The organism is Paenarthrobacter sp. TYUT067, assembly GCF_023656375.1.
In the GTDB taxonomy this organism is placed as follows: Bacteria; Actinomycetota; Actinomycetes; order Actinomycetales; family Micrococcaceae; genus Arthrobacter.
Genome location: NZ_JAMOIT010000007.1, coordinates 55064 through 81629, shown reverse-complemented (window position 1 = coordinate 81629; position 26566 = coordinate 55064). Strand labels below are relative to the sequence as shown.

General features: G+C 60.8%; 19 protein-coding genes and 2 pseudogenes. 18 read left to right on the top strand and 3 right to left on the bottom strand.

What is annotated here, in order from left to right; all coding sequences use genetic code 11:
- Positions 1-58: 58 nt before the first annotated feature.
- A pseudogene (locus MOD31_RS08140) lies at positions 59-492 on the bottom strand (DDE-type integrase/transposase/recombinase); the annotation flags it as partial.
- 286 nt (positions 493-778) lie between these two features.
- On the opposite strand from MOD31_RS08140, the gene MOD31_RS08135 reads away from it, so the two are divergent.
- From MOD31_RS08135 to MOD31_RS08120, 4 genes are all read left to right on the top strand, one after another.
- Complete coding sequence (locus MOD31_RS08135; RefSeq protein ID WP_250820286.1) at positions 779-3403, top strand: hypothetical protein; 2625 nt, start codon at positions 779-781, stop codon at positions 3401-3403.
- Complete coding sequence (locus tag MOD31_RS08130) at positions 3403-6021, top strand: toll/interleukin-1 receptor domain-containing protein (protein WP_166842318.1); 2619 nt, start codon at positions 3403-3405, stop codon at positions 6019-6021. The genes MOD31_RS08135 and MOD31_RS08130 overlap by 1 nt, the downstream gene beginning before the upstream one ends.
- 1340 nt (positions 6022-7361) lie before the next feature.
- Positions 7362-8606 (top strand): hypothetical protein, encoded by a 1245-nt coding sequence (locus tag MOD31_RS08125; RefSeq protein WP_243753318.1) that lies wholly within the window; start codon positions 7362-7364, stop codon positions 8604-8606.
- A gap of 275 nt (positions 8607-8881) precedes the next feature.
- Positions 8882-9973 carry a DUF4041 domain-containing protein gene (locus MOD31_RS08120; protein ID WP_243753317.1) on the top strand — a complete coding sequence of 364 codons (1092 nt, stop codon included), beginning with the start codon at positions 8882-8884 and terminating at the stop codon, positions 9971-9973.
- Positions 9974-10147: 174 nt separating this feature from the next.
- On the opposite strand, the gene MOD31_RS08115 is transcribed toward MOD31_RS08120, so the two are convergent.
- Positions 10148-10723, bottom strand: coding sequence for a hypothetical protein (locus MOD31_RS08115; RefSeq protein ID WP_250820285.1), 576 nt, complete (start codon positions 10721-10723; stop codon positions 10148-10150).
- 925 nt (positions 10724-11648) lie between these two features.
- On the opposite strand from MOD31_RS08115, the gene MOD31_RS08110 reads away from it, so the two are divergent.
- The 14 genes and pseudogenes from MOD31_RS08110 (at position 11649) to MOD31_RS08045 (ending at position 25339) form a co-directional block, all read left to right on the top strand.
- Complete coding sequence (locus MOD31_RS08110) at positions 11649-12452, top strand: hydroxypyruvate isomerase family protein (protein ID WP_250820284.1); 804 nt, start codon at positions 11649-11651, stop codon at positions 12450-12452.
- Between the two features lie 38 nt (positions 12453-12490).
- A pseudogene (locus tag MOD31_RS08105) lies at positions 12491-13387 on the top strand (2-hydroxy-3-oxopropionate reductase); the annotation flags it as partial.
- A gap of 131 nt (positions 13388-13518) precedes the next feature.
- The gene (gene gcl, locus MOD31_RS08100; RefSeq protein WP_250820283.1) at positions 13519-15306 is read left to right on the top strand and encodes a glyoxylate carboligase; all 1788 of its coding nucleotides are present in this window, start codon (positions 13519-13521) and stop codon (positions 15304-15306) included.
- Between the two features lie 24 nt (positions 15307-15330).
- The gene (locus MOD31_RS08095) at positions 15331-16497 is read left to right on the top strand and encodes a glycerate kinase (RefSeq protein WP_250820282.1); all 1167 of its coding nucleotides are present in this window, start codon (positions 15331-15333) and stop codon (positions 16495-16497) included.
- A complete protein-coding gene (gene allB, locus MOD31_RS08090; protein WP_250820281.1) occupies positions 16490-17839 on the top strand; it encodes an allantoinase AllB in 1350 nt (449 codons plus the stop codon). The genes MOD31_RS08095 and allB overlap by 8 nt, the downstream gene beginning before the upstream one ends.
- Before the next feature lie 10 nt (positions 17840-17849).
- The gene (locus tag MOD31_RS08085; protein ID WP_250820280.1) at positions 17850-18671 is read left to right on the top strand and encodes a winged helix-turn-helix domain-containing protein; all 822 of its coding nucleotides are present in this window, start codon (positions 17850-17852) and stop codon (positions 18669-18671) included.
- Between the two features lie 81 nt (positions 18672-18752).
- Complete coding sequence (gene bcp, locus MOD31_RS08080; protein WP_142937903.1) at positions 18753-19220, top strand: thioredoxin-dependent thiol peroxidase; 468 nt, start codon at positions 18753-18755, stop codon at positions 19218-19220.
- A gap of 146 nt (positions 19221-19366) precedes the next feature.
- The gene (locus tag MOD31_RS08075) at positions 19367-20485 is read left to right on the top strand and encodes a PP2C family protein-serine/threonine phosphatase (RefSeq protein WP_250820279.1); all 1119 of its coding nucleotides are present in this window, start codon (positions 19367-19369) and stop codon (positions 20483-20485) included.
- Between the two features lie 19 nt (positions 20486-20504).
- Complete coding sequence (locus MOD31_RS08070; protein WP_142937901.1) at positions 20505-22481, top strand: glycosyltransferase family 2 protein; 1977 nt, start codon at positions 20505-20507, stop codon at positions 22479-22481.
- Positions 22471-22803, top strand: coding sequence for an STAS domain-containing protein (locus tag MOD31_RS08065; protein WP_142938005.1), 333 nt, complete (start codon positions 22471-22473; stop codon positions 22801-22803). The genes MOD31_RS08070 and MOD31_RS08065 overlap by 11 nt, the downstream gene beginning before the upstream one ends.
- On the top strand, positions 22796-23215 hold the full coding sequence (locus tag MOD31_RS08060) for an ATP-binding protein (protein WP_142937900.1): 420 nt from the start codon (positions 22796-22798) through the stop codon (positions 23213-23215). Before MOD31_RS08065 ends, MOD31_RS08060 begins: the two co-directional genes overlap by 8 nt.
- A 211-nt stretch (positions 23216-23426) precedes the next feature.
- Positions 23427-23972: a hypothetical protein gene (locus tag MOD31_RS08055; RefSeq protein WP_250820278.1), complete on the top strand. Its 546-nt coding sequence runs from the start codon at positions 23427-23429 to the stop codon at positions 23970-23972.
- Positions 23973-25058 carry a C2 family cysteine protease gene (locus MOD31_RS08050; RefSeq protein WP_250820277.1) on the top strand — a complete coding sequence of 362 codons (1086 nt, stop codon included), beginning with the start codon at positions 23973-23975 and terminating at the stop codon, positions 25056-25058.
- An 8-nt stretch (positions 25059-25066) separates the two neighbouring features.
- Complete coding sequence (locus MOD31_RS08045; protein ID WP_250820276.1) at positions 25067-25339, top strand: hypothetical protein; 273 nt, start codon at positions 25067-25069, stop codon at positions 25337-25339.
- A 93-nt stretch (positions 25340-25432) separates the two neighbouring features.
- On the opposite strand, the gene MOD31_RS08040 is transcribed toward MOD31_RS08045, so the two are convergent.
- Entirely contained in the window at positions 25433-26527 is a 1095-nt protein-coding gene (locus tag MOD31_RS08040; protein WP_250820275.1) for an alanine--glyoxylate aminotransferase family protein, read from the bottom strand.
- Positions 26528-26566: the final 39 nt, after the last annotated feature.

Sequence of the window (26566 nt, the reverse complement as noted above, 5' to 3'; positions counted from 1 at the left end):
CTTATGAGGGCTAGTCATCAGACGAAGGAAAAGCCCCGGCTTTCTTTGACTCGGGGTCCTAGGCCGCTGTGAGCACGGTCAGGTTGATTGTTTCATATTGGATGGGCGTGAGCTCCCCGCCGTCTTTGCCTTCGTCGGCGGGAGTAGGTCCCTTCGATCCAGATTGTGGCGGCCAGTCTGAGTTCTTGTCTTGTGAGCCACCGCTTACATCCAGGATGTTCTTTTGCAGCAGCGAGAAGAACGATTCCATTGCGGCGCTGTCCGCGCCCGCACCGACCCTGCCCATCGATCCGGTGAGCTCGTGGTGACGAAGCGATTCGACGAACCGGCGTGTCCTGAACTGGGAGCCGCGGTCCGAACGCCCTACATTTCCTGCAGGTTTGCCGCCCCGTGCGGCGATTTCCAGTGCGGCCACGGCGAGCGAGGACTTCATCCGCTGTCCATCTAGGACCCGACGATCATTCCGGAATAGACGTCCTTCAACGCGCAGAGGAGAGCTTGCCTCGACGGCACACCCGGCCCATATGGCAGGAGTGGTCCGCCCCATATCGCTGGACTGGCTCGGTCACTGGATCGTTTGTCCGCACTACCCTAGAAGTCCCGCCCGGACAAGCTAGCCAAGTCATGCCGTCCAGAACCGCAATCGCAACCACCTCCGGAAAGCTGTCTTGCTGGCTGTCCTTTTGGCGCGTAGTCGCCACTTCTTACAAGGCTTCATAATTCGCCGACACGGCCCTTCACACATGGTGTGACCGATTGGCTTAGTAACCTTTTGCTCATGCCGCAAGGTGAACCCATCTGGATCTATAGCGCTGGCGATCCCGCCGATATTTTTGAGCATCTCGCACAGGAACTCAGATCTCGAGGTGTCGTGGTGACGGGACCCACTACGAACATTCCGACGCGTACGAGCGGTGTCGTTGTAGTTGCCATCAGCCGGCATTCTGGGGACTCAAAAATCAAAGTTGACGCCCTACGCCCTTTTCAGGGTCGGATCCTTCCCGTCGTCGAAGGTTTAGACGCCTCCCCCGTATTCAGCGACCTCTCCCAGCTTTACCTCGGTGAGTTAGGAGTCGAGCACGTTGCTGACCACATCATGCTTGTTTGGAGCATCGGTGGCGGTTCGCTCGCGGCTCTGACACTTCTCGAGGACAAGGCACGCCAATGGAGTGTGGCTGACAAGGCACCCAGCCACCTCCTCCGAGGAGCAGCTGTTGATGAAGCAATCCGGGTACTCAGTAAGGCTTCATCCGTAGCCACGAGGAACGTGAATCTTTATGTCAGGGCCGGCGTTGACAGACGGCAACGCAGAAACCGCCTGTTGGCATGGATCTCCGGAGTTGTCGCGGCGGCTTTGACTGCTGCATCCGGGATCGCATTGATCCAACAGCACGAGGCTGATGCGTCCCGCCTTCTGGCCAATAACAGAACTGCCGGCGCGGAAAGCGTGCGGTTGGCTGGTCTTGCCACGAGTCTTATCGGAACGGATCCAGATCTGCCGTGGTTGCTTGCGGAAGAGGCTCTCCACCAGAGCAACACTGCTGAAGCAATAGCAGCGGCCCGCCGTGTAGTTCAAAGCGCTCCGACCCATTTGAGCGTCCGTCTCCAAGCCCTTCCGCGTTTTCTGTCCACTGACCGAGAGTCGGGAACAATCGCTGTTCAGTATGTCGACGGAATCACTGAAATTCGACGTGGTGACGATGGTCGACTCATCCGTTCCATCCCTTCAAACCCGATGGACTCACCCGGCGTAGCCTTGGCACCTGGCGGAAAGCTCCTTGCCCTAGGAACGCGCTTGGTTGACAGTGGAACTGGGAACACAATCGATGAGGTAGACGGCAGTTTCTGCGGCTGGACCAACGACTCCAGAGCCGTGTTCCTAAAAAACGGCCGTTTGGGGATCCGCGATATCCCGGCAGGCGTTGTGACTCAAACACAGGTTTCCATCAACAATCCAGAGCAATTAATTTTCTCGACGGCGGCACATGTGCCGGTGGCTACGGTGCTAGACGGAAACCAGCTCTTGTCAGTGGACTTAACAACCGGAACAGCAATGGCCACAAAAACCATCGATGTTACCGGCGGTCGTGACCTCGCTACCAGCGATGACGGGACCCTGGTCTATGTTGCGCTGTCAGACGGCGCGAAGGGCTTCAAACGAACTGATGCCGGCCTAACCTCCGTGGATGTCCGTGGAAGCGGGAGCATGGTCGTGAGCACCGGCACGACTTGGGCAATTGGCGACAACGTACGTCCGACGACTCAGATTGGAATTAGTTCCGGCACAATTCTTAGCAGTTATGTGTCGCACCGTGGTCCAGTCGTTGGAATTGGCGCTTTACCGAATGGACGGACAGCAACAATTGGGGCTGACGGGTATTTGAGGCTCTGGGAATCGCCCCCATCGATCGCATATCCAAACGGCAGCGATCAGCTTCGTTCGGATTTGTTTTCGCGGGCTGCTCCCTCAAAGAGGGCGATGGACCGACCTCAAGCAGTTCTTTCGACTGATGGAACTGCCATCGTCGCATCAAATGCGTCCAATGGAACAGCCGCGATCCTTGACTCATCTGATTTCAGAAAGATCGCCGGTATGTTCGTCGGAAACAGTCCGTCCGCAACCATACCTCTGCCCGGAAAAGTCACTCTCCATTACGTGCCGGACCATGTCTTCACTGTCATCGACGTACAAAAATTACAGGTGTTGTGGCGCACCAAGGTTAGTGACTCGTTCGATCCACTAGTTGCCGCTGCTAACGATAAAGGCACCCGCGTCGGATTCGCTACGTCCACTGAGATGGTTACGATCGGAGCTGATGGTTCGTTCCACACCACATCCTTCAACTCGACGGCAACACCGGTTTGGATTGGGGTAACTGACGACTCGACGGCGACGGTCCTAAGTGATGGAAGGATTTTTCGCGACGATGCACCCAGCATTTCGTTGGCAGAGCTCGGCTCGCCGGTTGCCGCAGCTGGTGCTGCCCCTGGAGGTAGCATTTTTGCTATCGGCACTAACGGAACGCTGGCGGAAGAATCCGATGGAGAGTTGCGAAAGATCCTGCAACTCGACGCCGGGTTGGGGGCTTTTGCACTTCGAGTCTCCAACGATGGCTCGCAAGTTGCCGTCATAGGCCTGTCTGGAGGGGCAGTAGTGAATCCTGTGGATGGACATGTGCTACTAGACCTCACTCCTCAGGAAGCACGGTTTGCGGTCATCCGTGACTTGGTGATTGACGGCGGTACGGTCTGGTTGTTGAGGGCAGACGGTGGATTCCAAAAACTGAACCTCTCTACTGAAGATCAGCTGCTCCAGACCTTGGAACGGGATTCACCGCGAGAACTATCGGGCGAAGAGGCTGTTTCTCTTAAGAATACTGTGATCACCACAGGAGCTGGCTGATGGCCGACTTCGTAATCTCTTACGCATCCGTCGAGAGAAATCGTGCTCAGCAGGTTGTCGAAACCCTCCGATCAAGTGGGCACAGCGTTTGGATGGACAAGGCAACCGACGCCGGGGGACTCATCCGGGGCGGCATTCCAGGTGGACAGGAACACTGGAAGATCATCCAAGCTGCAATTGACGATGCCTCTACGTTCCTTATCCTGGAGACCGCGGCGTGGCATCAGTCGAAGTACTGCGCTGATGAGCATCAACATGCAAAGGATATGGGCAAACGTGTTGCAGCCCTAGGGGATGGGATCGAAGAAAAACCGCTTGAGGTCTTTGCCAGGGCGCCGGAGCATCAGCCCCTAGACCTCCTGCCGCAACTCTCTGAGGGCAACAACGTAGCGGCCGCCCATGCACGTTTGGTGGCAGAACTGAATTCAGGAACGTCCCCCCGAATTGGATTCGGGCGTCTACAAATAAAGGATGCGCAACTCCTGTCTATGGCTCAGCTACCACAGTTTGGCCTCGCGAAGGACAGTGAGCTTACAGCGCGAGTGGACAAGCTCCTTAAAGTCGGGCGGGGACGCCGACGATGGCTAGGTATTTCGTTGGCCGTAGTCATCGCGACGTTAGCAACGCTAAGTGTTGTGGCGTCCGTGGCGAGCCAGCAGGCTGGTGTAAGCAGCGCGGCTGCAGTTAACCGCGCCAATTACACGGCGTCTCTGCAGTTGGCGCAACAAGCGATGCAAGCACAGACGACATCTGACTCGGTCCAGTTGGCCCAGCGCGGATACGACCTCGACAATAACGACGCCACTCGAGCGGCCCTCAAGGCTGTGAACGCGAGAACCTACCGCTCAACCGTTGTTGTACCATCCGGTACAGCATCATCCGCTGCTATCTCCAACGATGGAAGATCCGCGCTAGTCATTCAGGGCTCTTCTCTCTACGTAACTGACGTGGCTGCCGGGCAGGTAACGACGCTGCCCCTCACATCAGGATCCTCACTTCCTCTCGCGATAAGTCCCGATGGACGGTTCGGTTTCTGGATTAGCACCTCGGGAGCGCTGGGCTGCATCGATGTCCCTGATCATCGGATTACGGAGTCTGTGCAGACCAAAGTCGTTGCAATTGATGTCGATGAAACAGGTGGCTTATGGTGGATTAACGCCGATGGAAGCCTTTTCCGGTCAATGGGGTGCCCGACTGAGGCTTCGCGGCCAGTCTCGAGCGGCTTCGGCTCTGTGGCGGCATTTCATATCACAGCCTCCCCCGCAAACATTTTTACGCTTACTACTAATGGTGTTGTCCACGTGAGGAAATTTGCACCTTCAGCCACAACTGCTGGTCCTCCGTCTAAGGAAATCACCGTCGGCTTGGTCCCAGCGGACAGCGATTCCTCTCGTAACACGACCACTCCTGACAGTGCATCTACGAATAGGCTTTTTCAATGCGGCGAAGTAGTTCATGTTGTCGCCGGGTTTAAGGGCCCGCTAAAGACCAGCGCCCACGTCGCATTGTCATTAGCGGGAGAACCCGTCAGTAAAAAGTTCGTCGGTACCGAGCTGAATGGCCTCGGATGCGCGCCCGACGGCAAGGCCTGGGGCGTTCCGATGTTGGACGCCAGACCGCAAGCTCTACCTAGCGGTGGTTCCGTTCCCGCCGACGGCATCGATGAACGCGACCGCTCTACTCGAGTCGTCATCGCGAACTCTGCAGACAGCAGCCACTCCATAGTTGTCCACGCCGATGGTCGAGTCGACTTACTCACCATCAAGTCAGTTCCGTGGGCTTCAGCCGTGGCTAACGCCGTCGTTGCAGTACCCATTCGTGACGGCGTTGTGACGGTGACTTCGTCGGGCCAAGCGCAACTAGTTAATAGTGCCGGCAGCTCAAGCCTCGGTAGCCTCGAGTCCGCACCGTCCCCATGGACGGTTACACATGGGGGTACCGCATACGTTGCAGCTGGCGACAGGGTCTTTGCCATCACAGTTGATGGCATAAGAGCATCGCCAAAGATGCCCGGAACTATCAGCACTATGAGAACCGCGGATCAGGGAAACTCTGTCATTGTCTCCGGATCGGGCTTCGTTGCTCAGCTCAGCCTAGATTTCTCGACCCCGGCGCAGGAGATTTCCTTGCCAAAGCTTTCAAATGGAGAATTGGTGTCCTCCGTCGTGCTGGACGAAGGCCGCCAGATCCTTGCCACTTCCTTTGGAAATGTCCTCGTGGTAGATGGTGTCGGCAACATCATTGCTCGCGCAGCCACTGGCGTCGCTGGAATTACCCATGCGAGAGTTCTTCCGGATCACACCGTCGTCGTTGTCGGTGGAAGCGGACGCATCAACAAATATACGAAGGACCTGCAACTTCTCAACTCACAGATGTTTGGACCTATGGCCGCTGACATACAAGTATCCGAAGACGGTCACACGCTGTTGGTTGCTCTCACAGGAAGTTTCTCTGTGTGGGTCGTAGACGGTGAAAACCTTCAACCCATTGCCAAAGTTGCGACCAAGGCCGACGCTCGCCTGGTCAAGATCAGCCCGGACGGTCACACCGTCGTACAACTTATTCCACCAACGGCATCTTCAGACGAGCCAGCACGCATCGTGCGGACCATCTTGTGAAAAAACTAAACACCATTTTCCGCACGAAGGGTCTGTGTGTTCATTTGAGCACTTAATTATGGAACAGAGGGCAACACGTAAGCAAAGAAGTCTCATTTTATAGCTTTAGACCTAGAAAAACCGAAGTGACGCTAGCATCCCCCGAATCTGTGCGTATTCGCTCGTTGTAGTGTATTCCGTTACTTCGTGCATCGTATTAAAACCAAGGCCAGCCGAAAAGAAGCCATACTTTCCGTTCGACTGAAAAAAGGCTGCCAAGTTGCACACCTTCGTAGTCCCCACAGGTTGCCCAGGACCCGAATACAGAGAAATGCCCAATCGCAGCGGCTTACCGTCTGGGTAGTAGGATGCGTCCGACCCCACATTCACTATCTCTGTCTTTATGGTTGTCGGCGCGGCTGATGTATCCATTCCCGGGATGTTTGCGGGCGTGGAGTCAAGGAGCTGATAGGGCTTGAGCGTTGCGCAAGGCTGAAAATCGAGTGGCGTATCGAAATTCAGTACCGCTATAGATCTGCCTGAGGAGTCGCGAACTTCGGCCCCCGTCTTGATCCGGGGGTCTGAAGGTTTCGTCACCGACCACACGGAAGGGTAGTTAAAACTAAGCCCCATCTCTGAGTCTTTGAAGGTCGCCGTATCATTCGACGATGTCGGGACAGGCAATGTCGCGGACCCGCCCGACGAACTACAGGAACTCAGCATCATTGACAGCAGGATCGCAACGCCCCCCATGCCGACAGACCGCCAAGCCATCCAGCGTGATCTCCCAGACCTCATGCCCCTCCTTTGATTTCTCACTACTGTGCAAAGACTAGTGCCAAGCCCAGCATTCCAGCGGTTGGCACGTCAGGAACCGCTTCCCGCAGAGCAGCGACCGCTCCACACACCAATCGGAGCTGCTTTTGACCGGGCAGCACCCGCATCACAACGTGGTCCGATGCCCCATCTCCGCTCGTTCCTAACAGCAAAGTCTCCCACCGTGATCGTGCAGTTTACGGTCGGCCAGTTGGCAATTTCCTGGGCGCACTTGGCATCGGTCTCCGGCGGTGCTGGCTTGCGTTGAATAGGGCAAGTTCAAACGTGGAGCCTGTCACATGGGCACCGTCCTCTCTCAGGAGACGGGCCTTCGTGCAGCGCTTGCGAAGACCGCTCCCCGGTTTCGCAAACACAGTAGGACAAGGTCGATCTGAAAACATCCATGCTCATGTCCCAACGCTAGAGGCTGTTTCTTAATGGCATAGACCACTATTTCTGTCCCTTGTTCGTCGTTTCTCGAAGTTCGGACAAGAGACGTCGTACCCCCTTGATATGGTGAACGAAAATTCAGTGAAAGGTTGGTAATGGGGCGTCGTCGGGGATTCTTCGCAGAAATGCAGCATCAGGCGCGGCTGGCTGAACAGCGGCAGCGGGCCGCAGTCCGTGAGCAGGCGGCCGCAGCCCGGCGGGCAGAGCAAGCCTTTAGGGCGGAACAACGAGCAACTGCTGCGTTCCAGCGGGCTTCAGAGGCTGAGCGGAAGCGTTTGGAGAAGGAAGCCGCAGATGCCCACGTCGCTGCCAAACAGGCTGAAGTGGAGCAACTGAACGCCGAGCTTATTGCCGTATACGACCAAGTCGATTCTCTTCTGGAAGCAACTCTCAACGTTGACGACTACGTGGATCTTGAATCACTCCGGCAGACAGCAAAGCATCCTCCTTTTGATCGGTCACTCGAGGTTCCGACGCCTCCCCCCGTTGTCCTCTTGGATCCCGAGGAGCCAATATTTCAGCCTCCTGCTCCCCCGGCTGGGTTGTTTGGCCGTAAGAAGAAGCTAGCTGAAGCGCAAGCCCAGGCTGAAGCAGAGTACGCAGCTGCCCGTGGTGCCTGGGAGGTTGAGATGAAGCGGCTGCCCGAGCGCCGTCGTCAACTCGCGGAACGTCATGCGGCAGCCGAGACGAGACGGCAAGAGCAACTTGCGCAAGCGCGCAAGGTCTACGAGGCCGAGTGCGCCGCTCGCGAAACAGAAGTCGCCGAACACAACGCCTCCCTGGATCAGTTGATCGCGGGCTTGGGTTATGGCGTCGTCGACGCAGTGCAGGAGTACGTTGGAATCGTGCTCGCGAACTCCGTGTACCCCGAAGCTTTCGAGGTGGAGCACGAATCCGAATTCGATCCTGCGACTGCTGAGCTTGCCTTGCGAACGCTCGTACCGGGCCCGGACAGTGTCCCAACGATCAAGTCCTACAAGTACGTCAAAGCATCGGATGAAATCACGCCGGTTGCTTTGTCTCAGAAGGACTCAAAGGACCGGTATTCCGGCGCTGTGCACCAAGTCGCGTTGCGTACACTGCACGAGGTCTTTGAAGCGGACCGGCGCGGTTTGATCCAGAGCATCTCTCTGGAAGTGGGAACGAATACCATCAACCCGGCGACCGGCCGCGACACCTACATTCCGTTCGTTGCTGTAGCTGTCCCACGCGACGCCTTCGCCGACATTGATCTTTCAGCCGTCGTACCGTCCGCCACTCTTGAGCATCTTGGGGCTTCAGTCTCGAAGAATCCGCTCGGTCTGGTTCCAGCCAATGTCTCTGGAGTGCGTACTTCCTGATGTCGGCTGAGCAAACAATGATTTTCAATCCCCCGCCCGGGTGGCCCAAGCCCCCGCTCTCGTGGCGCCCTCCTGCCGGGTGGACGCCCGATCCAACATGGCCGGCCCCACCCGAGGGCTGGCAATTATGGCTACCCGCCAACACTGACGGGGATGACCTAACTCAAACGCCGCCAGCGGCGGTCGACAGGCAAGACCAACCGGTCGTTAGCACCTCCGGCGGTCAGTCTTCAGAATCAGCCAGGATCGAGTTCCTCGAGGCAGAAAACAGCCTCTTGAAGCAACGTCTTGAACAGACCCCGACTGCCGCAGCGTCGTATGTTGAACTCAACGACGGACTGGTACTTCAAGAGGTCGGCATCTACCGCTACCATCACCCACTCGAGAACGCAGCCTCCTACCGTGACCGGCTAAGTGAGATCGAAACACGCATCGCCGACCTGGTACGGGCCGGTGGCGCCATCATCAAGTCCAACATGTTCACCTTTGACAACTCCTTGGCCAAGGGCAGACGGATGACCGAGGACTTGGCAAAGCTCATGCTCAGGGCATACAACGCCGAAGCAGACAGCAGCATCAGGTCACTCAAACTCGGCAACGTCATAACCGCCAAACGGCGTCTGGAAGCGTCACGAGTGGCCATCGCCAAGCTGGGCGCACTAATGGAAATGTACATCAGCGATGAATTCCATGACCTCCGACTCGAAGAGATTGAGCTTACAGCCGACTGGCTGATGAAGAAGCAGGAAGAAAAAGAAGCGCAACGTGAAGAGCGCGCCCGCCTACGCGAAGAACAACGCGTCGAAAGGGAACTCGCCGAGGAACGCTCTCGACTGGACAAAGAACGTTCACACCTCCTCAATGCCCTTGCTGCCCTCGGCGCCTCCGGCCAACACGACGAAGAACTTGAACAGCGTCTTAGAGAAGTCGACGAGGCCATCGCCCAGAACGACTTCCGTGCGGCCAATATTAGGGCCGGGTACATCTACGTGATCTCAAACCGAGGAGCCTTCGGCGAGGGGGTCGTGAAGATCGGTCTCACACGCAGGCTGGAGCCAGAACAACGCGTAGCCGAACTCAGTGGTGCATCCGTCCCCTTCCGATTCGACATCCACACCCTGTACTTCTCCGAAGATGCCGTCACTCTTGAGAACGAACTCCACAAACACTTCGCCGCCCGCGCCCTGAACCAGTCCAATCTCCGAAAAGAGTTCTTCTTCGCTACACCAGCCGAGGTACGCGATGTCCTGGAGCATAAGATCGGCAACCTGCTCGAATTCACAGAACATGCCGACTCAACCGAATACTTCCAGTCTGTCGGTTACTGGCCCCAGCGAGGCAATAACCAACTCACCGAACAGAGCTGAGTGCTATCCCTATGGCCAGCGCAGCACTTTCAAAGGGCCTATAACGACGCATCTGTCGTGTAAAAGCCGGGGCACCTCAGCAGATGGACCAGCGCGACGGACCTTGAACAGGGCTGGCGGTTCGAGCTTCTTGACGAAGTGCATCGTAGGCCGATCCCCGGGGCAAGGCAAGGCTCACCAGTCCCGTGCGGCCTCTACTCCCGACAAAAGGGCCAGCCGCTCGGCCGCGAGGGAACGACCCAACTCCAATTCAGACTCAGCCATGACCTTGTCGAGCGCATCGAACAATTCCTCGCGCTCCTCTGTCTCAATGAATGGGGACCGTCCGTCGAGGCGATTGAAGGCGCTGGCGTAATCACGCCCAACGTCCTCCAATCGTCCCACGGTGGACTCGTCGGACTCCCCTGAGAGCGCTGCGAGCACCTCGCTTCGTGTTTTCTTGAATTGCGCCACAGCTTTCTTGAACCGACCAGAACTAATGTGCTCGCGTCCGTCCCAGTCACGAAGCGGGTTTTCAAGATTCTCTTGAACCCATTCAGGCTTGCGTGCCTTGGTGATGCTGACACTTGTGCCGTTGGCCGCCTCAGACCGCCACCGACTCCGCATCGCAGAGGCGAATTCATGAGGGACGCTGTCTAGGTAGAGGTACTCGAGGTTGGGAACTTCGATAGGAAGCAAGCATTCGGCCTTCGTTATGCCGAACAGGTCGGAGATGAAGAGGTCCTGGAGCCGGCCGAGCCTGTTAAGCATTCCAGCGTTTGTGACCTGTCCGAGATTGCCTCCGAGAGTCAGTCTCTTCAGGTTGGGAAACGTAGACGCTATCCGAAGACAGTCCACTTCGGACAACCCAGTTGCCTTCAGGCTGCGCACATCATTTTGAACGGGCGCTCCCTCGGCGAGGGCACAGTCCAGGTCTGCGGGGGTCATTACAAGTTCCCCTGGTTCGTTCCACTCACGTTCGCCCCTGTCCCAAGCGCGTTGCCGGGCCAGCTGATAACCCACTCTCCAGCTGTTGGTGTAGCTATTCGACGGTTGGTCGTGAATCAGCGGCAGACTGCCAAAGACGCGAAAGCTTCGAGGAAGCACCTAGTCGCAATTGACGTAGGACAATCGGCCATTCCACGAATTGTGCGTCAGTACAAGAGGCTCAATGACGTCCAAGTCATCGGTTGATGATGGCTCCGGACCTGACCAATCCAGGTTAAGGACACCCACCTTTTTCCAACTTGGATCGATACTCGTGACTTGGGCCCCCACCCACTCACCGACGAGATCATTCGGACCAACGACGATGTCTCCGACGCCCAGCGGACGTGGCGGGACGGCTGAAGTTCTTCTGACACGATGGCAATCCTACGGACCACCCAGGCACGCAGGAAGTAAGGCTAATCAGCGCTTTCCCTCCCTGATCGTCGGCCTGAAATCCCGCGAAGGTATTTTGCACGACTGGAGCAACGACCCGCCATGCAAAGCGGCGACACACCTCAGCTAGGCCACACTTGGTATCCCAAACCCCCACCTGCCCACCCACCCCCTTGACTCCCACCCCCACCTTCCCTAAACTTTTCATAAAGCAGAATCTAAATTCCACAAAGCGGAAACTGAGGCCAAGCACCAAGGCCCAGTCGAAGCACAGAGGAAGATAGATCAAAGCCCCTCCTCGGAAGGACCTACGATGACGTACACAGTGAACTGCTCCATCCTCCTGACGGAGCTGCCCTTGCTCGAGCGCCCCGCCGCCGCGAAGGCAGCCGGTTTTGACGCCGTCGAGTTCTGGTGGCCCTTCGCCACTTCGGTTCCCACCGACAAAGAGACAACCGAGTTTGAAAAAGCCATCAAGGACGCCGGCGTTCAGCTCACGGGCTTGAACTTCAACGCAGGCAACATGCCTGGCGGCGACCGCGGCCTGGTTTCCTGGAAGGGACGTTGCTCCGAGTTCAAGGACAACATCGACGTCGTAGCCGGCATTGGTGAGCGCCTGGGCTGCAAGGCCTTCAACGCCCTCTACGGCAACCGCCAGGACGAGTTCACCCCTGAAGAGCAGGACGAACTCGCGGCCAAGAACCTCGCCGCAGCAGCAGAGGGCGTCGCCCGCATCGGCGGCACCGTCCTCCTCGAGCCGGTCAGCGGCGCACCCAAGTACCCGCTCCTCACCGCCGAAGACGCACTCAAGGTCATCGCCCGCGTCAAGGCAGAGTCCGGCGCACAGAACATCAAGCTCCTCGCCGACTTCTACCACCTGGCAGTCAACGGCGACGACGTCGAATCCGTCATCGAGAACCACGCCAAGGACTTCGGCCACATCCAGATCGCCGACAACCCCGGCCGCGGAGCTCCCGGAACCGGCACGCTCCCTCTCGGCGAATGGATCGCCCGCAGCCGCGAACTCGGCTACGACGGCTACATCGGCCTTGAGTACAAGGAACCGCAGGAATCGGCTTTCAGCTGGGCCATCCGCCAGCGCGCCAACGCCAACTAAGCACCCAGCTCAACAAGCACACCTGAGCTAAAAAGACTTTCAGAAAGCGAACCACAATGAGCAACGTTGCAGTCATCGGACTCGGAATCATGGGCCTCCCCATGGCCATCAACCTCGTCAAGGCCGGCCACACGGTCACCGGATTCAACCGCAGCCAGGACAAGATCGACAAGCTCGTCTCCGAAGGCGGCCAGGGTGCCACGAGCATCGCTGACGCCGTCAAGGACGCCGACGTCGTCATCACCATGGTCCCGGACTCCCCCGATGTTGAGGGCGTAGTCAGCGGCAAGGACGGCGTCTTCGCTAACGCGAAGAAGGGCACCATCTGGATCGACGCATCCAGCATCCGCCCGGACGTCGCCAAGCGCCTCTCCGACGACGCAGTCGCAGCAGGCATCCGTCCGCTCGACGCTCCCGTATCCGGTGGTGAGCAGGGCGCCATCGACGCCGTCCTGTCCATCATGGTCGGCGGCGAAGCGGCTGACTTCGAGGCAGCACAGGATGTCCTCAACGCAGTGGGCAAGACCATCGTCCACGTCGGCCCGTCCGGCTCCGGCCAGACCGTCAAGGCAGCAAACCAGCTGATCGTAGCCGTCAACATTCAGGTCCTCGGCGAGGCCATCGCCTTCCTTGAAGCCTACGGCGTAGATACCGACGCAGCACTGAAGGTCCTCGGCGGCGGCTTGGCCGGCTCCAAGGTCCTCGAGCAGAAGGGTCAGAAGATGCTCGACCGCAACTTCGACCCCGGCTTCCGCCTGGCCCTCCACCACAAGGACCTCGGCATCGTCACCTCCGCAGCCCGCGAAGCCAACGTCGCTGTCCCGCTCGGCGCAGTCGTCGCCCAGCTCGTCGCCGCAACCGTCAACCAGGGCGACGGCGGCCTCGACCACTCGGGCCTCTTCAAGCAGGTCCTCCAGCTCAGCGGCCGCAAGTAAGCACCCCGGCAAAAGCCGGACAGAAACGAAAGCAGGGAACCCGCCGTCGTACTTAAACGACGGCGGCTCCCTCACCACACCCAAAAACACCACAGACTTCGCCCGAAAGGGCAAAAAACAAGGAGTACACCATGGCAAAGATGCGCACCGTTGATGCGGCCGTAGCCATCCTGGAAAAGGAAGGCGCAACCGAAGCTTTCGGTCTGCCCGGCGCAGCGATCAACCCCTTCTACTCAGCAATGCGTGCCCACGGCGGCATCCGCCACACGCTGGCCCGCCACGTTGAAGGCGCCAGCCACATGGCCGACGGCTACAGCCGCGCAGCTGATGGCAACATCGGCATCTGCATCGGCACGTCGGGCCCCGCAGGCACGGACATGATCACCGGCCTGTACGCAGCCCAGGCTGATTCCATCCCCATGCTCTGCATCACCGGCCAGGCACCCGTTGCCAAGCTGCACAAGGAAGACTTCCAGGCTGTGGACATCGAGTCCATCGCCAAGCCGTTGACCAAGTTCGCCATGACCATCCTGGAGCCGGGCCAGGTTCCGGGCGCCTTCCAGAAGGCTTTCCAGCTGATGCGTTCGGGTCGTCCGGGCCCGGTCCTGCTGGATCTGCCCATCGACGTTCAGATGGCGGAGATCGAGTTCGACATCGACGCCTACGAGCCCCTGCCGATCGAGAAGCCCAAGGCTTCCCGCAAGCAGCTGGAAAAGGCACTGGACCTGCTGACCGCATCCCAGCACCCGCTGATCGTTGCCGGTGGCGGCATCATCAACGCCGGCGCTTCGGCCCAGCTGGTTGAGCTGGCCGAGATCCTGAACGTTCCCGTTATTCCCACCCTGATGGGCTGGGGCGCCATCCCGGACGACCACCAGCTGATGGCTGGCATGGTCGGCCTGCAGACCTCGCACCGCTACGGCAACGAGACGTTCCTGCAGAGCGACTTCGTTATCGGCATCGGCAACCGCTGGGCCAACCGCCACACGGGTGGCCTGGACACCTACACGGCCGGCCGTAAGTTCGTGCACATCGACATCGAGCCGACGCAGATCGGTCGCGTGTTCTCCCCGGACTTGGGCATTGCGTCCGACGCCGGTGCGGCGCTGGACGGTCTGTTGGAGCTGGCTCGCGAACGCCAGGCAGCCAAGACCCTGCCGGACTACTCGGGTTGGGTTGCCGAGTGCCAGGAGCGCAAGAGCTCCCTGCACCGCAAGACCAACTTCGACAACGTGCCCATCAAGCCGCAGCGCGTATACCAGGAAATGAACAAGGCCTTCGGCCGCGACACCACCTACGTGTCCACCATTGGCCTGTCGCAGATCGCCGGCGCTCAGATGCTGCACGTGTTTGGTGCCCGCAAGTGGATCAACGCAGGCCAGGCCGGCCCGCTGGGTTGGACCGCTCCCGCTGCTCTGGGCGTTGTTCGTGGAACCCCGGACGCCACCGTTGTTGCACTGTCCGGTGACTACGACTTCCAGTTCATGATCGAGGAACTGGCCGTAGGCGCACAGTTCAACCTGCCGTACATCCACGTTGTGGTGAACAACAGCTACCTAGGCCTGATCCGTCAGAGCCAGCGCGGCTTCAACATGGAACAGAACGTTTCCCTGGCCTTCGAGAACATCAACTCGACTGGGCTCTCTGCGAACGCAGCGGGCTACGGCGTGGACCACATCAAGGTTGCCGAGGGCTTGGGCGTCAAAGCCATCCGCGTTGAGGACCCGAACGATCTGCCTGCCGCTTTCGATAAGGCCAAGGCACTGATGGGCGAGTTCAAGGTTCCCGTGGTGGTTGAAGTGATCCTGGAAAAGATCACCAACATCTCCATGGGCGTTGAGATCAATGGCGTGAACGAGTTCGAAGAGCTGGCAGAGACCGCGGCGGACGCACCCACCGCGATCCTGACCAAGGCCTAGAGAAAACAGTAAGGAGGCACCGGAATGCGCGTTGTCATCGCCCCGGACAAATTCAAGGGCTCGCTGTCCGCGCCCGACGTCGCCACGCACCTGGCAACAGGCCTGCAGGCGGGGTTCGGCCAGGGCATTGAAGCAACACGCATTCCGGTGGCCGACGGCGGCGAAGGAACCATCGACGCCGCCATCGGCTCCGGCTTCACCCGCCGGACCACCACCGTCACCGGCCCGCTCGGCGAGCCTGTGAAGGCCGACTTCGCAGTGCGGGACCAGGAAGCTGTCATCGAGATGGCGGCGGCTTCCGGCCTGGCCCTCCTCCCGGACGGCCCCACGTCGGAAACGGCCAAGACAGCAACCAGCATCGGCACGGGCGAACTCATCCGCGCCGCGCTGGACCTCGGCTGCCGCAAGATCATTCTGGGTGTCGGCGGAAGCGCCAACACCGACGCCGGCGCAGGAGTCCTGCAGGGCCTCGGCGCCGTCTTCCTGGACGAGAACGGCAACGAGCTCCCCGGCGGCGGTGCCGCCTTGGCACAGCTGAGCAGCATCGACTTCTCCAACTTCGACGTCCGCGTTGAGGCCACGGAGTTCGTGTTGGCGTCCGACGTCGACAATCCCCTTCTGGGGGCCAGCGGAGCCCCAGCCATCTTCGGTCCGCAGAAGGGCGCGACGCCGGACGACGTCACCTCGCTCGATGCGGCACTGAGCCACTTCGTCGACGTCCTTGCATCCACAACCGGGCAACATGCCAAATTCGCGGCCAAGGCAGAAGGCGCAGGAGCAGCAGGCGGCGTTGGCTACATTGCCATCGCGGCGCTGAAGGCAGAGCGGCGGCCGGGCATCGACGTCGTGCTTGAATTCACTGAACTGGAAGAACGCCTGAAGGGCGCCGATCTGGTGATCACCGGAGAAGGCAGCCTGGACGAGCAAAGCCTGCTAGGCAAGACCCCCATGGGCGTCTCGCGTGCAGCGCAGCGGAACGGGGTTCCCGTGATCGCAGTGTGCGGGCGGAGTACCCTAAGCCGGGAACAACTCACGGATGCCGGCTTCCACACGGTCCACGCACTGACCGATCTGGAAAAAGATGTCCAAAAATGTATCGCTGAAGCAGGTCCGTTGCTTGAACAATTAGGTAAGCACATAGGCGTGTACCTGGCGGAACGGACCGAAAACAAGGAGTACCTCAATGTCTGAAGCAATCGGCGCCTATGACCTCGTTATCCGGGGCCAGCGCATCCTGACCACCGCCGGTATCGCAGCCCGCGAAGTCGGCATCCGCGATGGCATCATCGTGGCCATCGAACCCCTGGGCAACGGCCTGACGGGCAACGAGGTCATCGAACTCGCAGACGACGAAACCCTCATCCCCGGCCTGGTGGACACCCACGTCCACGTCAACGAGCCCGGCCGCACCGAGTGGGAAGGCTTCGCCTCCGCCACCCGTGCCGCAGCTGCCGGTGGCGTGACCACCATCATCGACATGCCGCTGAACAGCATCCCGCCCACCACCACCGTGGACGGCCTGGAGCAGAAGCGCGTGGTCGCCAAGGACCAGGCTTTCGTGGACGTCGGATTCTGGGGCGGTGCCATCCCGGGCAACAAGGCCCACCTCCGCCCGCTGCACGACGAAGGCGTCTTCGGCTTCAAGTGCTTCCTCCTGCACTCCGGCGTGGACGAGTTCCCGCACCTCGATGCTGACGAGATGGAAGAGGACATGAAGGAACTCAAGTCCTTCGACTCCCTCATGATCGTGCACGCCGAGGACTCCCACGCGATCGACCGCGCCCCGCACCCCGGCGGCGACCACTACGAGACCTTCCTGGCTTCCCGCCCCCGCGGCGCCGAGAACAAGGCAATCGCCGAGGTCATCGAGCGCGCCCGCTGGACCGGCGCCCGCGCCCACATCCTGCACCTCTCCTCCTCCGACGCGCTGCCGATGATCGCTTCGGCAAAGCGCGACGGCGTCAACCTCACCGTTGAGACCTGCCCGCACTACCTGACGCTCATGGCCGAAGAAATCCCCGACGGGGCCACGGCGTACAAGTGCTGCCCGCCCATCCGTGAAGCCTCCAACCGCGAGCTCCTCTGGAAGGGACTGCAGGACGGCACCATCGACTGCATCGTCTCGGACCACTCCCCCTCAACGCTGGACCTGAAGGACCTGGAAAACGGCGACTTCGCCGTCGCTTGGGGCGGCGTTTCCTCGCTGCAGCTGGGCCTGTCCCTCATCTGGACCGAAGCCCGTCACCGCGGCATCCCGCTGGAACAGGTTGTTTCCTGGATGGCCGAGAAGCCCGCTGCCCTGGCCCGCCTGCACAACAAGGGCCAGCTCGCTCTGGGCTATGACGCCGACTTCTCCGTCTTCGCCCCGGACGAAGCCTTTGTTGTGGACGTCACTAAGCTCAAGCACAAGAATCCGATCACGCCGTACGACGGCCGTCCGCTGGCCGGCGTCGTCCGCAAGACCTACCTGCGCGGCACCCCCATCGACGGCCAGAACCCCGGCGGCAAGCTGCTCCGCCGCGGCAACGTTTAGGTCAACCGTCATGGCAGTCAATGCCTACGGGCCACCGCCGTCGCGAGGACCCGCAGCACGCGGCGTCTCCGCGCGGCGCGCCGGCCTGACAGCGCACGGGCTGGCCCTCTGGGTCAACCCCGCCGAGGGCGACGAGATCGATCCTGAAGTCTGGGAGCGGGCAGCACGCCTTGTGCTGGCCCGTGCCATGAAACTTGCCCCGGAGGCGGAAGTCCGCATCTGGCCCGCCACCGGGGCAGAGCACTCCGGCGTCGGCGACACTTCCTGGGGCGGCACTCCGCAGGAAGCCGCCGACGCCGGTACCAACGATTCGCTGTCACTCGCCGATGCCCTCGCGGACGCCCGTTCGGACGCCCGCGCTGCCGGAAATTCACCCTCCAACGGACAATTCACCAGCGCACGCGAGGGTGATTTGTCCGGAAGAGGGGGACGCACCGAAACCGGTAGTGGGGGACGCACCGAAACGGGTGACAGCACCGCCGTCGAGCCCGTAACGTTGGCGAGCCGCCGCAGCCAACTTGCGGTAGACCTCGCCGCTGAAGTAGTGCTGCTGGACGGCGAGCCGGTTGCCTTTACTGGCATGGAATACAAGCTGCTCCGCTACCTCGTGGTGAACTGCTCCCGGGCCATCAGTCGTGAAGAATTGCAACGTTTTCTGGAGTCATTTGACCTTCCCGGCGCGGCATTTCGCTCGATCGACGTTTATGTTGGAAGGGTGCGGCGGAAGCTCGGCTCCGCCCGACACACCGTCGCCACCGTCCGTGGTGGCGGCTACCAGTTCGTGCCAGGCCCCTATGCCACAGTGCGCGGACCTGCGGAATACAGCATCTAAGTTCGCTGTTCTGTCCTATAGACAATCCGTTTTTTGAATGATGAATGCCGGCTGTTTGCCGGTGAAACGTAAAGGATCGCCATGACCCAGAAACTCCTCGTCGGAACGCAAGCACCTGATTTCGCGCTTCTCGACGCCGACGGCACCAAGGTCTCGCTGTCCGACTACCGCGGACGCAACGTCATTGTGTACTTCTACCCGAAGGCCGCCACCCCCGGCTGCACCACCGAGGCCTGCGACTTCCGCGACAACCTGGCCAGCCTGCAGGGCAAGGGCTACGAGGTTATCGGGATCTCCCCGGACGCTCCGGAGGCATTGTCCAAGTTCACGGGTGACTTTGCGCTGACCTTCCCGCTGCTCTCCGACGAAGACCACAAGGTTGCCCTGGCATATGGCGCCTGGGGCGAGAAGCTGGTTGACGGCGAAATCCACGAAGGCCTGGTCCGCTCCACCGTTGTGGTGGACGGCGAAGGCACCGTGAAGCTCACCCAGTACCAGGTTGCCGCCCAGGGCCACGTCCAGGCGCTCAAGGAAGAGCTGGGCGTCTAACCCTCTCTCACATCCCGCGTGCTTGAGCGAATCGCTCTCTCATATAACTGCACAAAACGTGTAACGCCCGCCCACTTTTGTGAGCGGGCGTTTCATGTGTCGTGACTAAACGTGACAAATACCCAGCAGCATTAGTTAATGGAGCCATGGTCTCTCCCACACCCGTGCGCCATGCTGTCGTTGTTGAAGACGACGCTGACATCCGCGGCCTCCTCGTCCTCGTACTGGAGCAGCTCGACTTTGTGGTGACCGAAGCACCTGACGGTCTCTCCGGCGTCGAGGCTGTCCGCAGAACCAACGCCGAATTGGTGACGCTGGACATCAACCTTCCGGACATCGATGGCATGGAAGTCTGCCGCCGACTCCGCGAATTCTCGGACGCGTACATCCTGATGCTCACGGCCCGGGCAGACGAGATCGACAGGCTCAACGGCCTGGACACAGGCGCCGACGACTACATCAACAAACCGTTCAGCCCCAAGGAACTTCAGGCCCGTATCCGCGCCTTGTTCCGCCGGGCCCGCACGCCTGCCGCACCCGCCGAGGATCAGCGCCAAACGGACGAGCTCGCCCGCGCAGCGGTGGTGCAGCAGAGCCTTTTGCCGCGCGAAACGGTCCGCCTCAAGGGCTACGACGTCGCAGGCGCCTTCCGCCCTTCGCGCAGCGTGGGCGGGGACTTCTACGACTGGTACCAGACCCGCGACGGCATGCACCTCACCTTCGCCGACGCCATGGGCAAAGGAATGGGAGCCGCCCTCATCGCAGCAACGGTCCGTGCAGTGATGCGCTCGGTAGCTGACACCCCGGCCATTGACGCCGCGTTTGGCTCAGCCAGCGCCACCATCACTTCTGACTTGGACCAGTCGGGGTCCTTCGTCACCATGTTCCACGCGCGGCTGGACAGCGCCAGCGGGACAATGAGCTACATCGACGCCGGTCACGGCCTCGCACTGCACGTTCCTGCTGAGGGGGCGGCGCGGAGGTTGGTTTCCGCGGGCCCGCCTGTCGGCATCCTGGACGACCAACAGTGGCCTGCTTCGGAGCTGCAACTGGAGCCGGGCGATTCCTTGGTGATCGTCAGCGATGGCGTGCTGGACGCGCACGATTCCCTGGAGGAGTTCCAACGGAACGTGGAGAAAGTGGCGCGCACCGGGCCTACGTCAGACGACGTGTGCGCCGCCCTGCTGGAGTTGGCACCGGCGTCAACCGCTGAAGATGATGTAACTGCCGTCGTCGTACGCCGAAAACCACACGCAGAACTGTAGATAACAAAAGGGGGGATTTGTGACACGTTTCTGGACTCGGCTGATCGTTCTTCTCACAGTCATTTTGGGCGTCAACTATGTTGCGTGGCGCTGGATGGCCTCGCTGAACTGGGACGCGTGGTGGATCGCGGTCCCGCTGGTGCTGGCCGAGACATACAGCCTGATCGACGTGATGCTGTTCGGCCTGACGGTGTGGAACATCAAGTTTCGCAAGCCACCGCCTCCGGCCCCCGAGACTGCCACCGTGGACGTTTTCATCACCACCTACAACGAGCCATTGGACTTGGTGATGACCACCGCCCTGGCCGCCAAGGACATTCGCTGGCCCCACAGCACCTGGATCCTGGACGACGGCAACCGCCCGGAGATGCGCGAACTCGCCGAGTCGAACGGGATCGGTTACGTGACGCGAACCGCCGATTGGACCCCGGACATGCCGCGGCACGCCAAGGCGGGCAACTTGAACAACGCGCTGATGCTCACCTCGGGCGAGTACCTGTTGATCCTCGACGCCGACCAGATCCCCGAGCCGGACATCCTGGACAAGACGCTGGGCTACTTCAACGACGACAAAGTGGCACTGGTCCAGACCCCGCAATACTTCATCAACGTCCCCGCCGACGACCCTCTGGGCAGCCAGGCACCTCTGTTCTACGGACCCATCCAGCAGGGCAAGGACGGGTGGAACGCCGCGTTCTTCTGCGGCTCCAACGCGATCCTCCGCCGGGAGGCCCTCATGCAACTGGGCCTGGTGGGCTACGTCAAAGCCACCGAAAAGAGTATCCGGCGTGCCCTCGCTGCATCCCGGACCGCCATCAAGAAGGCCCGGCGGTCACCCGAGGCGGAGAATCCGCTGGTGGAGCAGATGCTCAACGAGGTTGAGGCTGCTACCGAATCCGCACAGAAGGAACTCGAAGCCGGGGCATCCCTCAGCGAAATCACCTACCGGGTCCGCCGCCAAGTGGATGACGCTGTGCGCACCCTCGTGGCCGCCGACTTCTCCGCACTCCAATCCGACCTCGAAGAGATCGCCGCCATGGAACTCGCCCACGTCGGAGAGTCGGGCGTGACCACCGTGGCGAGTGACGCCGTCGACCGCATGTCCGGACGCGACTGGTCCCCCTTGGGCGCGCTCGAGTCGGTTCACGCCGTCCTTGACGCCATCTCCGTGGAACGCTCCGACGAAGCCCAGCCGATCATGCCGCTGGCCACCATCTCCGTCACGGAGGACATGGCCACCGCCATGCGCCTGCACGGCCTGGGGTGGAAGAGCGTGTACCACCACGAAATCCTGGCCAACGGTCTGGCGCCCGAGGACCTCAAAACCATGCTCACCCAGCGCCTCCGTTGGGCCCAGGGCACCATGCAGGTGCTGCTCCGCGAGAATCCGCTGGTGCAACGCCGGCTCACGTGGGGCCAGAGGCTGATGTACTTCTCCACCATGTGGAGCTACCTGAGCGGATTCGCGGCCGTCGTCTACTTCGCCGCGCCTATCATCTACCTGACGCTCGGCATCCTCCCGGTGAGCAGCCTCAGCTACGACTTCTTCATCCGCTTCATCCCGTTCATGGTGGTGAACCAACTCTTGTTCCTTGTGGCCGGGCACGGCATTCCCACCTGGCGCGGGCAGCAGTACAGCCTTGCGCTGTTCCCCACCTGGATCAAGGCCTGCACGACGGCGGCGCGGAACGTTTGGTTCGGGCGTCCCCTCGGGTTCGCGGTCACCCCCAAGGCACGCCAGAGCGGTGGACCCAGTTGGAGCCTCATCCGTCCCCAGATCATTGTGGCGGTGCTGCTTGCCATAGCGCTGGTTGTTGGCCTTATCCGGCTTCTTGCCGGAATGTCCGAGCCCTTGGGCACACTGGTGAACGTGGCATGGGTTGCGTTCGACCTTGTGGTCCTGAGCGTTCTGGTCAAGGCAGTTTTGTACAAGGGTTTTGAGCCTGAAGGTGTTGGGCCCGAGCGCCCCGAGGAGAGGAATGCAGATGCAGTTTAGCTACGAGGTCAAAGACTCCTACGCGGAGGTGAAGAGCGTGGGCCGGCTGAACATGGTTGCTGCGCCCAAGCTGCGCGAAGTAGTGAACGAAGTGGTGGCCGGTGGGTCCAGCCGTGTTGTGGTGAACCTGGCCGAGACCGACTTCATGGATTCCTCCGGGCTCGGCGCCCTGATCGGCTGCCTTAAAGCCGCCCGACAAGCCGGCGGGGACCTCCGGATCGCCGGCGTTCAGCCACAGGTCAAGATGGTCCTGGAACTGACCAACATGGACAGGGTACTCACGGCCTACCCTTCAGCCGAGGAGGCGTTCGGCGATGACTGAGGTCATTGCCCGCCGGGGATTCCACGGGCCGTCCAATGAGGAAGCAATCGAAGCCATCCACAACGAGCTTGATGCCCTCTGGGACGACGCATCCTTCGTGCCGGACATGGACCGGATGACGTTCGCTACGGCCGTGATCGAGGCCGCCGCGAACATCGTGCAGCATGCGGAGCCTGTGGCGGAGAAGCCCGTGGAGATCGACGTCGACATCAGCGTCCAGCCCTCCCGGCTGATTGCCCGGGTCAGCGCCCACAACGCCCGGGAGCCCTTCGCGGATGACATGCAGGCGTCCATGCCGGATGCGGAGGCGGAGTCCGGGCGTGGGTTGGCGCTCATCGAAGCCTTGGTGACCACAGTGACCTTCGAACGCCAGGATGGCACCAACACCTGGATCCTCACCCGCAACACCTAACCCTCTCTCACATCCCACCGGTCATAACCGCACGCTCTCTCACATCCCACCGGTCATAACCGCACGCTCTCTCACATCCCACCCGCTTGAGCCGAACATTGAAGTGCAACGGGTTGTTCTGCCCATGGCCAAAGCGCAACTAAGCGTGACAGCATTCGGTGAGATCCGCCGTCGAGCACTAACAACATTGGGGAACGAAATGAACCGCCGCATGCACCGAAACGCTTGGGCGTTGGCCGCTGCCCTTGCGGTGGTGACTGTTGCTGCAGGTTGCAGCAACACCCCCGACGAACCCAAACGGGTGCCCAGCGAGGCGCCGCCCGTTACTGCCGAGCCTGGCCCGGTGGCCGAAAGCGCCGCCAGGTACAACGCACTGACCGCTGACCTCATTGCAGCCTTGGAAGCGAAGATGCCGGCCATCACCTGGACCGTGGATGATCCGGCAAGGATGAGCCGCACCCAAGACGGCAGGTGCATGCTCTCGCCGCGAAGCATGAAAAGCAGCGCAGACATCGTGGAGCCCTCCAAGAACTTTGAGGACGTCTTCGCCGCAGCCGATCCCGTCCTGGAAAAGCACGGATTCCCTGCCTTCGACGGCACAGATCCAGTACCCGGCGGCTGGGTGGTCACGCGCAGCACGAATGGCTCCGGGGCCACGGTGACCATCGAATCCAAGAGCCCGGCGTACCTGCGAATATCGGTTCCGGTTCAGTCCGAGAACTGCGATTCCAACGAAATTCCTCAGGGGGACAGATAAATGGCGGGATTCTACGGTGCTGATATTGCCCAATTGCGGGCACTCGCCAAAACGATGTCGAGGCAGTCCGAACGGCTGACCTCGCTGTCCATGGAACTGGGCAACCTCATCAGCAACGCGCCGTGGGATGGTCGCGACGCCGTGATGTTCCGCACCGCTTGGGACTCCGAGCACCGTCCCATGCTGAGGAAAATCTCCAGCGAGTTGCAGAATCAAGCCACTGAACTGACGCGCAACGCCGACGAGCAGGACAAATCCAGCTCGGGGTCCTCTGGTGCGGATCACTCCGGGCGGGGAGATTCGAACCCTCCCGGCGACCCCGGCCCGCTGGACCCGGACAAACCCGACGTCGATGTGCCCGGCGATGTGCGCAATGACCCTGATGCCGGCGATCCCAGCGATATCAATCAAGGACAGATTGGCGACTGCTGGCTGTTGGCAGGAATCGGTTCGGTGGCCCAGGTGCTGGAGCGCGAAGGCAAACTCGACGAATTCCTCGAAGAACACATGCGTCCAGTGGGCGACCCGCCCACACACTGGGTGGTCACCCTCTACGAGGACGGCGAACCCGTGGAGGTCACTGTGGAGGCCAAGTCGGTTGACGGCGGAGTCCGCGGCGCCGACGGCGAACCCAACTGGCTCTCCATCTACGAACGCGCGGCAGCCGAGCACCGCGGCGGGTCCTATGACGACATCGACGGCGGCTTCAGCAACGAAGCCATGGAGCTGATGACCGGGCAGTCCGCTGACAAGGATGGCGAACTGAACTTTGATGCTATTGAGGACAAACTCTCGGACGGCCAGGCCATTTCCGTGGGCACCGAGGACGTCAAGGACGACGACTTCGACTGGGTCTGGGAGTCCGACGAAGTCAACCGAACCGACGTCGTGCCCAACCATGCGTACGTTGTGGTTGATGTGAAAACCAACGACGACGGCGAAAAAGTGATCGTCTTGGCCAACCCGTGGGGACCCTCCGGCGGTTACATGGAAGGCGACGACGACCTCAAGTCCGGCACCCTGGAACTGACCGAGGATGAGTACAAGGAAAACTTTGACTCCGTGTACTCCGTGGACGTGAAGTAAGGATGGCCGTGGAACAGCTGGTAACAGTCAAGCAAGGCATGCAGCCCACTTTCGACGGCGTCAAGGTCGGAGTGGTCAAAATCGGCATCGCGGACGGCGCTCCGGCCATCCAGTTCTGGATCCGGACCGCCGAACAGCAGCGAAAGCAGGCCTTCCGCGAGGGGCAGTCGGTCACCCTTCCGGGTGCTGGCCTGCTGACGGTCACGTCGATCCAACCCGCGGAAGGAACCACCGCCGCATCGGCGACCTTAACGTACGACGCCGGTAACGTCACCGATTGAGCGTCGGCGCCGGACGGGGTGAGAGAGCGATCCGATTAAACGCCCGGAACGTGAGAGAGCGATCCGGTTAAACGCCCTGGATGTGAGAGAGGATCAGGCTTTGGCGATGGCCTCTTTCAGCGCGCCGAGCACCAGGGTCACGGAGGCGCTGTTGGCGTTCGGGCCCATCATGCCGATGCGCCACACCGTGTCCGCGAACTCTCCGACGCCCGAGCCGATTTCCATACTGAAGTTCTCTAAAAGGTAAGCGCGGACGGCGGCCGAGTTGACGCCGTCGGGCACTTTGACGGTGGTGAGGCTCGGCAACCGGGAACCCTCGGCGGCGAACAGTTCCAGCCCCATGTCCTGCAGCCCATCCTGCAAAGCAGTACCAGCCGCCCGGTGCCGGGCCTGGACAACATCCAGCCCTTCGGCGAGGATGCGGTCCAGCGCGGCTTCCAGGCCCGCGATCATGGTGACCGGCGCGGTGTGGTGGTAGGTCCGTGCGCCGCTGGCCGCGCCGACGTACCCGCCGAGCAGCCCAATGTCCAAGTACCAGGAGCGCGGGTCCTTGATGCGACGGTCGAAAGCAAGGTCAGACACCGTGAAGGGAGACAAGCCCGGCGGCACACCGAGGCATTTCTGGGTGCCGGCATATCCGACGTCGATCCCCCAGTCGTCTGCCCGGAGCTCCAAACCGCCGATGGAGGTGACGGCGTCGGTGATCAGCAGCGCATCCCCTTTGCCGGCACCCAATGCGGCGATGTCAGAGAGCACCCCCACCGACGTCTCGGCATGGACGGCAGCGATCACCTTTGGATTAGGGTGCGCTGCGAGTACCCGCTCGGCATCCACGGGCTGGCCCCATTCGTGATCAACCCGGACCACTGTGGCTCCACAGCGTCGCGCAACTTCGCACATCCGCACCCCAAAAAGTCCGTTGACAGCGATCACTGCCACGTCGCCGTCGGACACTGTGTTCACGAAGGCCGCTTCCATGCCGCCGGAACCGGTGGCGCTCAACGGAAGCGTCCGCGCGTTGGCCGTACCCCAGACGGTGCGGAGGCCCTCGCAGGTGCGGTCCAGCCGCTCGATGAACACGGGATCGAGGTGGCCCAGCACGGGGTAGGCCAGGGCGGCCATGGCTTCGGGGTAGCAATTGCTGGGGCCGGGACCAAACAGGAACCTGGACGTCAGAATCTCGGGCATGTGCGAACTCCTTCAGTTGCTTGAGGTCATTCTGCCCCA